At 73.3% G+C, this 12,449-nt stretch carries 9 protein-coding genes; 4 read left to right on the forward strand and 5 right to left on the reverse strand.

Annotation, left to right across the window (positions count from 1 at the left end; all coding sequences use genetic code 11):
• Window positions 1-4 precede the first annotated feature (4 nt).
• Window positions 5-868 (forward strand): Fpg/Nei family DNA glycosylase, encoded by an 864-nt coding sequence (locus ACGFQ9_RS06200; RefSeq protein ID WP_393571677.1) that lies wholly within the window; start codon window positions 5-7, stop codon window positions 866-868.
• Between the two features lie 81 nt (window positions 869-949).
• The gene (locus tag ACGFQ9_RS06205; protein WP_393571679.1) at window positions 950-1,351 is read left to right on the forward strand and encodes a hypothetical protein; all 402 of its coding nucleotides are present in this window, start codon (window positions 950-952) and stop codon (window positions 1,349-1,351) included.
• Between the two features lie 39 nt (window positions 1,352-1,390).
• Here the strand turns inward: ACGFQ9_RS06205 and ACGFQ9_RS06210 are convergent, their stop codons facing one another.
• The 3 genes from ACGFQ9_RS06210 to ACGFQ9_RS06220 all read right to left on the reverse strand — a co-directional run bounded on the left by ACGFQ9_RS06210 (window position 1,391) and on the right by ACGFQ9_RS06220 (window position 5,569).
• Entirely contained in the window at window positions 1,391-4,177 is a 2,787-nt protein-coding gene (locus ACGFQ9_RS06210; RefSeq protein ID WP_393571680.1) for a hypothetical protein, read from the reverse strand.
• A 201-nt stretch (window positions 4,178-4,378) separates the two neighbouring features.
• The gene (locus tag ACGFQ9_RS06215) at window positions 4,379-4,888 is read right to left on the reverse strand and encodes a hypothetical protein (protein ID WP_393571887.1); all 510 of its coding nucleotides are present in this window, start codon (window positions 4,886-4,888) and stop codon (window positions 4,379-4,381) included.
• 189 nt (window positions 4,889-5,077) lie between these two features.
• The gene (locus ACGFQ9_RS06220) at window positions 5,078-5,569 is read right to left on the reverse strand and encodes a sigma-70 family RNA polymerase sigma factor (protein WP_393571889.1); all 492 of its coding nucleotides are present in this window, start codon (window positions 5,567-5,569) and stop codon (window positions 5,078-5,080) included.
• A gap of 354 nt (window positions 5,570-5,923) precedes the next feature.
• Between ACGFQ9_RS06220 and ACGFQ9_RS06225 the strand changes: the two genes are divergently transcribed.
• Together ACGFQ9_RS06225 and lysX are read left to right on the forward strand one after the other, a co-directional pair.
• Window positions 5,924-7,138, forward strand: a complete 1,215-nt coding sequence (locus tag ACGFQ9_RS06225) for a CapA family protein (RefSeq protein ID WP_393571682.1) — start codon at window positions 5,924-5,926, stop codon at window positions 7,136-7,138.
• Between the two features lie 110 nt (window positions 7,139-7,248).
• Window positions 7,249-10,563: a bifunctional lysylphosphatidylglycerol synthetase/lysine--tRNA ligase LysX gene (gene lysX, locus ACGFQ9_RS06230; protein ID WP_393571684.1), complete on the forward strand. Its 3,315-nt coding sequence runs from the start codon at window positions 7,249-7,251 to the stop codon at window positions 10,561-10,563.
• Window positions 10,564-10,609: 46 nt separating this feature from the next.
• Here the strand turns inward: lysX and ACGFQ9_RS06235 are convergent, their stop codons facing one another.
• Together ACGFQ9_RS06235 and ACGFQ9_RS06240 are read right to left on the reverse strand one after the other, a co-directional pair.
• Window positions 10,610-11,686, reverse strand: coding sequence for a sensor histidine kinase (locus ACGFQ9_RS06235; protein WP_393571686.1), 1,077 nt, complete (start codon window positions 11,684-11,686; stop codon window positions 10,610-10,612).
• Window positions 11,687-11,738: 52 nt separating this feature from the next.
• Entirely contained in the window at window positions 11,739-12,392 is a 654-nt protein-coding gene (locus ACGFQ9_RS06240) for a response regulator transcription factor (protein ID WP_393571688.1), read from the reverse strand.
• Window positions 12,393-12,449 lie beyond the last annotated feature (57 nt).

A 12,449-nucleotide genomic window follows, 5' to 3' on the forward strand; every position in this document is an offset into this window, starting at 1 on the left:
TGGCATGCCCGAGCTGCCCGAGGTGGAGGCCCTCAGGGACTTCCTCGGCGAGCACCTCACCGGCCGGGTGGTCGTCAGGGTGCTCCCGCTGGCCGTCAGCGTGCTCAAGACCTACGACCCGCCGCCCGGCGCCCTCGAGGGCGGCACGGCCGGGCCCGTCACCCGGCACGGCAAGTTCCTCGCCCTCCGCATCGGAGAGCTGTACCTGGTCACCCACCTGGCCCGGGCCGGCTGGCTGCACTGGCGGGACGCGATGCCGGACCGTCCGCCGAAACCGGGCGGCAAGAGCCCGCTCGCGCTGCGCGTCGTCCTCGACGACGGCTCGGGCTTCGACCTCACCGAGGCCGGAACCCAGAAGCGGCTCGCCGTGTACGTCGTCCACGACCCGGAGGAGGTGCCCGGCATCGCCCGCCTCGGGCCCGACCCGCTCGCCGCCGGCTTCGACCGGGACGCCTTCGCCGCACTGCTCCGTGGCGAGCGCCGTCAGATCAAGGGCGTGCTCCGCGACCAGAGCGTCATCGCCGGCATCGGCAACGCCTACAGCGACGAGGTCCTGCACGTGGCCCGCCTCTCCCCGTTCAAGCTCGCCTCCGCCCTCGAAGAGGAGGCCGTCACCCGCCTTCACGAGGCCGTGCAGGACACCCTCCGGGACGCCGTCGAACGCTCCCGCGGCCTGGCCGCGGGCCGGCTGAAGGCCGAGAAGAAGACCGGGATGCGGGTCCACGGCCGGGCCGGCGAGCCCTGCCCGGTCTGCGGGGACACGATCCGCGAGGTGTCCTTCGCGGACTCGGCACTCCAGTACTGCCCCACCTGCCAGACGGGCGGCAAGCCCCTCGCCGACCGCCGCCTCTCCCGCCTCCTCAAGTAGCCGGCCGGCCTGAGGGCCTGTCCGGCGGATCATGGCCGTGTCCGACCCTGATCCGCCGGACAGGCCCTAGACTTCCCCGCCATGGCGGAGGAACAGCAGTCCTGTGCGGCACCGCGCCGGGAAGTGGTCACCGGGGTCTCCAGGGCGGCCCGCCGGAGGGCGGCGGCGCACGCGCCGGCCCGGTCGGAGATCTCCGAGCAGACCACCGTGGGCGCCACCTACGTACGGGCGCTGATGCGGAGCCAGCTGCGGGCCGGGCTCGGCGCCCTGGGGGCGCTGGCCCTGCTGGTCGGCACCCTGCCACTGCTGCTCGCACTGCCCGGGGGCGGGTCCGGCGCGCTGGTCTGGGTGGCGCTGGGGGTGGCCGTGTACCCCTTGATGTGGCTGATCGCCCGCTGGTACGTGCGCCGTGCCGAGCGCAACGAGGCCGACTTCACCGGCCTGGTCACCGACCCCAAGGACACCTCGGAGGCCGGCTGGTGAACCGGCCGGGGCGGTCCGCCCCGGCCGGCCGGGATCCGGTCAGGAGGGGTCCTTGACCGTTCCGGTGAGCAGCGGCCCCCGCACGGGCTTCCACGTGTCGTCGTACGTGACCAGACGGGCCTGCAGCCTCTCCGCCGGCTCCCGCAGGCGGTCGGCGGCCGTGGGCACGGAGATGTCCGCGGTCAGCTTCCCCGCGGGGATGTTCACCACGAGCACCGGTTCCTCACGCACCCGGGACAGCGGGACGGCCGGGTCCGGCTTCGCGGCGAACCAGTCGTCCAGCCACTTGGGGTCCACGTCCGCGGTGGACAGCTCCGGACCGCGGTCCACGGGGACCAGCGTGAAGTCGCCCGAGAGGTCGGTGTCCGAGGGCGCCGAGAGGGTGACCCGCCAGGTGAGCGGGCGGCCCTCGGTCACGGAGGTGGCGACCGGGACGGCCTTCATCGTCGGCATCGGGTCGTCGTTGCGGGCCGTCACCCCGCCCAGGTGCGAGCCGATCACGGCGCCCCGTACGGACTTGACGACCACGTCGTACCCGGTGTCCCAGCCGTACCGGGTGTTGCCCTGCACGGTGAACGGCACGTCGACGGTCCGGTTGTCCGCGCCCACGTCGACCACCTTGGAGGTGGTCTTCCCCTCACCGCCCGGCGTGCGGACGAAGATCCGGACCTGCCCGGTGCCCTCGCCGGACACCTTCACCGGCACCTTGTACGTGCGGGAGCCGGAGTTGCCCTCGGCCACCACCAGGCGGCCGATGTCCACCCGCGGCAGAGCGGAGGCCTGCACGGCCGGGGTGCCGGGGCGCCAGCCCCAGGCGTCCATCAGCCAGGCCTGACCGGACTTGCTGCGCGGGGTCAGCTCCAGGCTCTGCACCGCCTTCAGGTCGAGCCCGGCACGGGTGGCGGCGGCCAGCGGAAGGCGCACCTCACGGGCCCAGTGGGAGGAGGTCCGGTCGGTCCCGGGCAGACCGTCGACCGTGGCCCGGCCGAGTACGGCGCGCCGCCCGGAGGTGTCGGTGAGGGCCAGGTCCAGCTGGGTGCCGGTGGTGTTGGGCGGCACGATCAGACGCAGCGTGAGGTCCCGGGAGCCGGCCAGGGACACCGGCTTCGCGGGGCGCACGGTCACCGGCGAGCCGGGGGTGGTCCAGCGCAGGGCGACCGCGTCGCGGCCCGGCTCCGGGTTCGCCTCCCATTCCGCGAAGTGCGGGGACCGGCCGACGGTGCCGCGCGGCAGGCAGCCGCGCTTGGGGTCGGGGTCGACCTGGGCGCAGATCCGGCCGCCGGTGACGGACACGGCCGGGCCGGGCAGGACCAGCGGAGTGCGGTGGCCGCCGACGGCGTGGGTGAGCACCCGGGCCGGGCCGGCGGAGGGCGCCTTGTGGCCCGATCCGTCGAGCAGCGGACGGACCGCGTCGTCGCCCGCGACGAACAGCCGGGCGGAGGCGGCGATGTACGTGGCGCCCGCGGCCTGCTGCTGTGCGGCGGTCAGCCGGATGCCCTTGCCGGGCGTGCAGACGGGGTCGGGGTGCTCCGCGTCGTTCCAGAAGTCGTCCTCCGCGGGGGCCTTGGCCTGGCCGGGGGTCCACTCGCTGTTGAAGAAGTTGTGGTTGGCGCCGACCATGTACACGGAACTGTGCAGGGCGCTGCCGCGGCTCACCCCGCGCGTGCCGTCCGCGACGATCTGGCCCTGCAGGTCGGAGACGTCCCCGTCGCAGCCGGGCAGGAGGGTGGTGGAGGGGACGTCCGGGACGGGGTTCTGCCCGAAGATGGTCGGGCCGATGAGCACGTTGCCCCGGATCTTCCAGGTCACCGGCCCCCGGTGGCCGTCCTGGTCGGCCGGCGGACGGTAGAGGCTGTCCAGGGCCGCCCGGTTGACGCCCTCGCCGCCGCGCGAGTGGCCCACGAGCATGACCTTCGACAGGTCGGCGCGGGCGGTGGCCTTGACGGCCGGGGGAGCCGAGGCCGGCTTCGCCGCCCAGTCCGCCCACTGCGCCAGGTGCCGCCGTACGAGGGAGGAACGGGCCTGGGCGCCGCCGTCGTCGGCCTGGCCGTCCTGTCCGTTGATGCCGTTCGCGGCGATGGACACGGTCACGTAGCCCTGCGAGGCCAGCAGTTTCTGGGCCTGCAGGTAGCCGTTCTGGCTGGGGATCGGCTGCCAGCCGCTCTTGCAGGGCCAGTCCCCGCTGATCTGGCCGTCCTTGGTGTAGCAGGTGCTGTGCCGGCCGTGCAGGAACAGCACCAGCGGGCGGCCGGCGGGGGCGTCGGCCGGTCCGACGACGGTGCCGCGCATCTCCACGGGAGCGGGGAAGCCGGGCAGGGCCACCGAGGGCAGGGTGTACTCGCCGGTCACGGTGCGGTGGCCGCCGGGCACGCCGGGGTCGACGGCGGCGGCGGGCATCGGGGTCTCGGAGGGCGCGGCCTGCCGGAACGGTTCGGGGCGGGGGGCGGGGGGTGCGGCGGCGTCGATCCGGCGGCCGCCCGAGAGGACCCGGAGGTCGTCGCCCGGGCCGATCCGCAGGGCGGCCGCGTCCAGGCTGAAGGTGCGTCCGTCCGGTCCGGCGGTGGGGCGGCCGAGGAGCCGGTCGCCGGAGCGGAACTCGATCCGGGCGTCCCCCATGGGGAGCGGCCGGTCCGCGGTCCACAGCAGCTGCCGTCCGGCGCCGGTGCCGGTGATCCGCCAGCCGGGCGGGAGTTCGACGGCGGCCGTCGGCCCGGTCCCGTCCGGCCGGGGGGCGGGCGTCGGCTGTGCGAAGGCCGGACCCGGTGCTGCCGAGGCCAGGGCGAGTACCGCCGCGGCCGCGGTCACCACGCGTGTGACACGTATCAAGGTGGTCTTCCTCAAGTTCGGTCTCTTCGGGCGGCTCCGGCGGTCGCCCGGGGCCTGCCCTCGTTCCCGGAGGACGGCAACATTCGGGCGTGGGTTGCCTGTTGGGGCGAAATCCGAAGAGGAACTCGGGGGTGTCCGCGCGAGCGGGGATCCGGGAAGGACCCTCCGTCCCGGCCGAGGTGCGGCCGGGACAGGTGCGCGCTAGAAGAGGTGCATCGCCAAGTGGCCGAGCGGCAGGCCGAGTTGCCAGGCGGGAGTCCAGACGCGGGCGTCCTCGTCCAGCACGGGCGGGTCGAACGGGTCCGCGAACCCGTCCGGCCGGGCCGGGTCGAGGTTGGTGGCGTACAGCTCCGTTCGGTCCAGCCAGTGCCACGCCGCGCGGGCCAGCTCCAGGTCGGGGTCCTCGCCGCGGCCCTGCTCCCGGGCTTCCTCGCCCAGCTGGAGGAACCGGGTGTGCACCCAGTCGCGCCAGGGGTGCCCGTACGCGGTGAGCGAGAGCCACTCGTCGAGCTGGGACACCACGCGGATGCCGGAGAGCTCGCCGGCCGCGTCGGAGAGGTAGATGGTCAGGGCCAGGGTGTCCCGCCCGGCCCGGAACTCCAGGGTGCCGACCGGGATCAGCCGGCCCGTGCGCAGCAGCTCGTCCGCGATGTATTCCGCGTAGAGCCAGGCCATGGGCACCGCGAGCCCGCCGTCACTGGTGCCGTTCATCCCCTCGGGCTGCACCGTTTCCACCTTCTCCCGGATCTCGAGCTGTGCGTCGTACGTGTCGAGCCTTGCCGGAGCGGCTCCAGGACCGGGGGATGTTTACTGAATTTGAACGTTCTGATGCCGGATCCGATGCGTTCCGGACACCTTCCGGACAGGTGACGGCCGGTCCTCGCCGCTCGCCGGGTACGGTCAGGCGCCGAGCCCGTACCCCTGGAGGTCCTTCCGCAGGGCGCGCAGCGCGTAGTACGTGCGGGACTTGACGGTCCCGGCGGGAATGCCCAGCTCACGGGCGGCTTCGGCGACCGACCGGTCGCGGAAGTAGACCTGCATCAGCACCTCGCGGTGCTCCCGCCCCAGACTTCCCACGGCCCGCCGGACGTCGATCGCGGTGACCGCCCCGGCCACCCCGTCCACCGGCGCCGGTGCCTGCTCCAGGTCGTCCTGTTCGACCTCCTGGGGGCGGGACAGCCGGGCCCGGCGGGCGTCGATGGCGAGCCGCCTGGCAACCGTGAACAGCCAGGGCCGCATCGACGCGTGGTCGCTCTCCAGGGCCTCCGGGTGCTGCCAGGCCCGGACGAGGGTCTCCTGGACCAGGTCCTCCGCGCGCTGGGCGTCCCCGTGGGTGAGCCCGAGCAGGAAACCGAACAGCGCCCGGCCGTGTTCGCGCTGGAGTTCGGCCATGGCCTCGGCGTCCGTGTGCTGGAGGGTGGGAGAGGGCGGCACCGGGTGGCTCCTTCCGGGTTCCGGGCGGGCTCGACGTGCCCACCCTGACCTGCGCGGAGCCACCCGGGAACCGCCGGGCGGGGGCGGTGCGCCCAAGCACCCGGGCGGCCCGGTGGACGGCAGCGTTCCGCGACGAACGGTCGAACGGCGCGGCGAACGGGTGAGGCGGCGCGACCCGACGGGTGAGGGGGTCCGGGCCATCGGCCCCGCCCCTTGACTTCGTGCACCAACTTCTATGGATTGCAGATCATCGGATCGTCATACCTATGGGTTCCCGTGAAGGGGCCGGGTTCCCGTGAAGGAGCTGGGCAGATGACCATGCGCACCCGGCGGGCCGCCGCCCTCCTCTCCGCCCTCCTGCTGTCGGCGGCAGCCGCCGGCTGCTCCGCGGACGGTGACCCGGCCGCGGGGCACCCGGGAGCCGACACAGTCCGGCGCACCCCCGGGCACACGCAGCCCTCCGGTGCGCCGGGCACCCCCACGCCGCCGGGCTTCACGCTGGTGGCCAGCGGAGACGTCCTCCCGCACACCTCGGTCATCAACCACGCCCGGGCCGACGCCAGCGGCGAGGGCTACGACTTCCGCCCGATGTTCTCCCTGGTGAAGCCGGTCGTCTCCGCGGCCGATCTCGCCCTCTGCCACATGGAGACCGTGTACGGGGACGAGGACGGCCCGTTCAGCGGCTACCCCGCCTTCGTCTCCCCGCCTCAGGTGGCCGAAGGACTCAAGGACGCCGGCTACGACGGCTGCTCCACCGCGTCGAACCACACGCTCGACGACGGCGCGGACGGCCTCCGCCGCACCCTGGAACGGTTCGACAGGGCGGGGCTGAAGCACGCCGGTTCGGCCCGCACCGCGGCCGAGGCCGCGGCCCCGGCGCTCTACCGGGCGGGCGGAGCCCGGGTCGCGCACCTCGCGTACACCTACGGCACCAACGGCGCCGCGATGCCGGAGGGCATGCCCTGGGCGGTCGCCCTGATGGCACAGGACAAGATCGTCGCGGACGCCCGGGCAGCCCGCCGGGCCGGCGCCGACGTGGTCCTGGTCAGCCTGCACTGGGGCACGGAGTGGCAGACCGCCCCCAACGAGCAGCAGCTCACCCTGGGCCGCGCCCTGACCGCCTCCGCGAGCGGCGGACGCCCGGACATCGACCTCATCCTCGGCACCCACGCGCACATCCCGCAGGCGTACGAGAAGGTCAACGGGACCTGGATCGTCTACGGCATGGGAGACCAGGTCGCCGGCACCATGTTCAACCACTCGGGGGACTTCGACCCGCGCGGGAACTACGGTTCCCTCGCCCGCTTCCGCTTCGAGCCGCCCGCCGGTGCGGGACAGCGCTGGCGGGTCACCCGCGCCGAGTTCATCCCGCAGTGGATGGACCTCGACGCGGGCCGCGTGGTCAACCTCCCGGCCGGCCTGGCCGCCGATCCGGACCGCGGGGACTACGAGACCGCCCAGGACGCGATCACCGAGGCCGTCCTCAGCCGGGGCGCCGGGAAACAGGGACTGACCATGGGCCGCTAGCGGTTCCGGCATCCCGGCTTCGGCATCCCGGCTTCGGCACCCCGGCTTCGGCACCCCGCGCGCGCTTCGCCGGGGAGCGGAGCCGGGCGCCGAAAATTACCCTGCGGAACATGAGCGTCAGCGCAGCTCCCCGCCAGGAGACCCGTGGGACCCGGAACAGCTTCCTCAACCGGGTCCCCGACGGATTCGCCGCGTTCTTCGGGGCACTCGGCCTGCTGTGCGCCCTGCTGGCCCTGTCCCCGACGCTGCGCCGCCTGCTCAGGCCGCTCGTCCGGTTCATCGACCTCACCCTGGTGCCGGTCAGCGAGAACCTCGCCTACGCCGCCTTCCTGTTCCTGCTCGCAGCGGCCCTCGGCACCCGCAAGAAGGTCGCCTGGTGGATCGTCGTCACCTATTTGGCCCTGCTGATCCTCACCGACCTCCTGATCCTGCTGGACGGCGCCTACCCGCTGGTGGAATCGATCCCCTCCGGCGTCGTCGGCATCGCCGCCATGGTCGTCCTCGTCCTGGCCCGCAGGGAGTTCTACGCCGCCTCCCGCCCCGGGGCCCTCTGGCGCGCGCTGCTCGTCCTGGGCCTCGGCCTGCTCGCCGCGGTCCTCGCCGGCTGGGGCCTGGTCGCGCTGTTCCCCGGCACCCTGCCGAGCGACCAGTGGCTGGACTGGGCGGCCAAGCAGGTCTTCGGCGGACTCTTCTCCGCCCGCCAGTTCGACGGCCGGCCGCCCCGCTGGCTCTACTTCCTGCTCGGCCTGTTCGGCGCCCTCGCCCTGCTGAACGCGGCCGCCACCCTCTTCCGCTCCCAGCGGCTGACCGCCGCCCTGCACGGCGACGAGGAACCCCGGATCCGGGCCCTGCTCGGCGCGTACGGGCGCAACGACTCGCTGGGCTACTTCGCCACCCGCCGCGACAAGGCCGTGGTCTTCGCCCCGAACGGCAAGGCGGCGGTCACCTACCGCGTCGAGGCCGGCGTCTGCCTGGCCAGCGGCGACCCGGTGGGGGACCCGCTCTCCTGGACCCCCGCGATCGACGCCTGGCTGGCCGTCGCCCGCCGCTACGGCTGGCAGCCGGCCGTGATGGGGGCCTCCGAGGAGGGCGCCACGGCGTACGCGAGGTCGGGACTGGGCGCGCTCCAGCTCGGCGACGAGGCCATCCTGCAGGTCGCGCACTTCGACCTCGACGGCCGCGACATGCGGGTCACCCGGCAGGCCGTCAACCGGGTCCGGCGCACCGGCGCGGCCGTCCGCGTCCGCCGCCACTCCACCCTCACCGACGAGGAGATGGAGCGGATCGTCGACCGCGCCGACCGCTGGCGCGACACCGAGACCGAACGCGGCTTCTCCATGGCCCTGGACCGGCTCGGTGACCCCTCCGACGGCGACTGCCTGCTCGTGGAGGCCGTGGACGCGGACGGCGAGCTGATCGCCCTGCTCTCCTTCGTCCCCTGGGGCCGGGACGGGATCTCCCTGGACCTGATGCGCCGCGACCGGACCGCCCCCAACGGGGTGATGGAGTTCATGGTCTCCGAGCTCTGCGCCACCGCGCCCCGGCTGGGCGTCCGCCGGATCTCGCTCAACTTCGCCGTGTTCCGGTCGGTCTTCGAGGAGGGCGGCCGGATCGGCGCCGGCCCGGTCCTGCGGCTGTGGCGCAGGCTGCTGCTGTTCTTCTCCCGCTGGTGGCAGCTGGAGGCGCTGTACCGCTCGAACGTGAAGTACGGGCCCGAGTGGTACCCGCGCTTCCTCTGCTACCAGGACGCCGGCTCGCTGGCCCGGGTCTCGCTGGCCTCCGGCATCGCCGAGGGCTTCGTCTCCGTACCGCGCCTGCGCACCATGTGGGGCAAGGGCCACCCCAAGGGCCTCACCGCCCCCGCAACCACCGCGGGCCTGCCGCCCATCGCCGCCCTCGGCCTGGAATCCTCCGGGGCCGAGCCCGGCGCGCCCGGCGAACGGCTCCCCGAGCAGGTCCGGGTGCGGCACGCCAAGCTCGACCGGCTCGTCGCCGCCGGCACCGACCCCTACCCGGTCGGCATCCCGCAGCGCACCCACACGGCGGCCGCCCTGCGCGCGGCCCACCCCGGCCACCCGGGCGGCACCCGGACCGGCGAGGGGGTCACCGTGGCCGGGCGGATCATGGTGGTGCGCGACCTCGGTGGTGTGGTCTTCGCCGTGCTCCGGGACTGGTCCGGGGACGTCCAGCTGATGTTCACCCGTGACGAGTCCGGCCCGGCGGCGGTGGACTCCTTCACCTCCCAGGTCGACTTCGGCGACCACGTGCTGGCCACCGGGACGGTCGGGACCAGCAGGAACGGCGAGGTGTCCGTCGTCGTCTCGTCGTGGCGGCTCACCGGCAAGTGCCTGCGCCCGCTACCGGACAAACGGAAGGGCCTGGCGGACCCGGAGGCCCGGGTGCGCCGCCGCTACCTCGACCTGGTCGCCAGCCCCGAAGCCCGCGAGGTCGTCCGCGCCCGTTCCACGGCGGTGCAGGCGCTCCGCCAGGGACTGCTGGACCGCGGCTACCTGGAGGTCGAGACCCCGATGCTCCAGCAGATCCACGGCGGCGCCAACGCCCGCCCGTTCCGCACCCACATCAACGCCTACGACCTGGACCTGTACCTGCGCATCGCCCCGGAGCTGTACCTCAAGCGGCTGTGCGTCGGGGGCATGGAGAAGGTCTTCGAGATGGGCCGCACCTTCCGCAACGAAGGCGTCTCCTACAAGCACAACCCCGAGTTCACGATGCTGGAGGCGTACCAGGCGTTCGCCGACTACGACGTGATGCTCGACCTGACCCGCGAACTCATCCAGGGCGCCGCCACCGCCGCCTTCGGCTCCCCGGTCGCCCGCAAGGCCGGCCCGGACGGGAAGCTCGTCGAACACGACATCTCCGGGACCTGGCCGGTGAAGACCCTCTACGGCGCGGTCAGCGAGGCCCTGGGCGAGGAGGTCGACGCGGACACCGAAGAGCACGTGCTGCGCCGCCTGTGCGACCGGGCCGGGGTCCCGCACGTCCCCGACGACACCCGGGGCGACGTGGTGCTGGAGATGTACGAGCGACTGGTCGAGGAGAAGACGAAACTCCCCACCTTCTACAAGGACTTCCCCACCGACGTCTCCCCGCTGACCCGCCAGCACCGTGCGGATCCCAGGCTCGCCGAACGCTGGGACCTGGTCGCCTTCGGCACCGAACTGGGCACCGCCTACTCGGAACTGACCGACCCGGTGGAGCAGCGCCGGCGCCTCACCGCCCAGTCCCTGCTCGCCGCCGGCGGCGACCCGGAGGCGATGGAGCTCGACAACGACTTCCTGGACGCCCTGGAGTACGCCATGCCCCCGACCGGCGGCCTGGGCATCGGCGTGGACCGCCTGGTCATGTTCCTCACCGGCCTCACCATCCGCGAGACCCTGCCCTTCCCCCTGGTCCGCCGCGGCTAGGGTCGGTCCGGCGGATCATGGCCGGGGGCCGCCGGACCGCGGGGTCTCAGTCCGCGGGTCCGGGATGTGTTCCGAGGGCCGGGAAGGCGATCTCGACCACGAGACCGCCCTCCGGATGTGAGTACGCGTTCAGCTCCGCGGAGTGCGCGGTCACGATGGCGCGGACGATCGACAGGCCGAGCCCGTGGTGGGCGTCGTCGGAGACCCGGTGCAGCCGCTGGAACGGCTCGAAGAGGCGCTGCACCTCGTCGGGCGGGACGACGGCCCCGGTGTTGGCGATGACCAGCAGCGCCTGACCGGTGTCGAGCCGTGTACTGATGTCGATCACGCCGCCTGGGACGTTGTAGTGGATCGCGTTGTCGCAGAGGTTCGAGACCAGCCGCGCGATCAGCGTCGGATCACCGAGGAGCCGGGCGGGCCGGACGGCGGCCTTGACCCGGAGCCGGTGACGGTCGAGGTCCGAGGTCCGATCCTGGACGGCCTGCCGGACGATCCCGGCGAGGTCCACGTCCTCGACCCGCCGTCGACCGTGCTCGCTCCCGGCGAGCGTGAGCAGCGACTCCAGCAGCAGGCCGCGCTTCCGGTTGGCGGCGAGCAGACGCTCGAAGTTCGCCCGAAAGGCGTCGACGGTCGCGTCGGGGTCGATCAGCGGTTCCTCGATCAGCGCGTGTTCGACGGTCAATGGTGTACGCAGCTCGTGGGCGGCGTTGGCGACGAAGCGTTTGTGGCCGTCGAGCGCGTACTCCAGCCGGGCGAGCACACCGTCGATGGTGTCCGCGAGGTCCTTGAACTCGTCCCGGGGACCCGCAACGGCCAGGCGCTCGTGGACGTTGGATCCGGAGATCTGCCGCAGGCCGACGGTCATCACCTGCACCGGGCGCAGCATGCGTCCGGCGAACATCCAGCCCAGCGTCAGCGAGACCGGTGCCATGGTCGCGAGGGCGATCCCCGACACCAGCAGCATGTCGGCCTTGAAGTCGAGGTACGGAGCGGGGGTTCCGATGACGCCCCCACCTGGCTGGGCAGCCCCGGCGCCCGCCGGCATGGGGGCGTCGGTCGGCAACAGGTCCCGCGCCAGCACGAAGACGACGGCGAGCAGGGTCACGCCGGAGAGGACCGACATCACGCCGTAGAGCAAGGTAAAACGCAGCCGGAGCCGGTGGACCCGGGGCATCTCAGATCCGGTAACCGGCGCGGGCCACGGTTTCGATGAGCGGCGGATCGCCGAGTTTCGCCCGCAGCCGGTTGATCGTCGCCTTCACCGTGGTGGTGAACGGGTCGGCCGCCTCGTCCCAGACGCGGTCGAGGAGCTCCTCGGCGGAGATCACCCTGCCCTGGCCGGTGAGCAGGTACTCCAGGACGGCGAACTCCTTCGGGCTGAGCGACAGGCGGGCGCCGGCGCGGGTGGCGACGCGCTGCGCCGGGTCGAGCCGGAGATCGCCGTGGAGCAGGACCGGCGGCGTCGCCGGGTGGTTGCGCCGCCCGACCGCACGGATCCTGGCCACGAGCTCGGCGTACGCGAAAGGCTTTGGCAGGTAGTCGTCCGCGCCGAGACCGAGCCCCTCGACGCGCTCCGCGATCGTGCCCGAAGCGGTCAGCATCAGCACACGGCTGGAGGCCTCCCGGGCGACCAGGGTGCGGCAGACGTCGTCCCCGTGCACCCCGGGCAGATCGCGATCCAGGACGACGACGTCGTAGTCCACGACATCGGTGCGCTTCAGCGCGGCCGCGCCGTCGTAGGCGACGTCGACAGCCATCCCCTCCCGGCGCAGCACTCGCGCCACCGAGTCGGCGAGCTCCGTCTGATCCTCGACCACCAGCACCCTCATGGTGCGAGGTTATCGGGGCCTCCGTCACAGCACGGTCACAACGACGCTGACCGTGCT

Source organism: Streptomyces sp. NPDC048603 (assembly GCF_043199475.1).
In the GTDB taxonomy this organism is placed as follows: Bacteria; Actinomycetota; Actinomycetes; order Streptomycetales; family Streptomycetaceae; genus Streptomyces.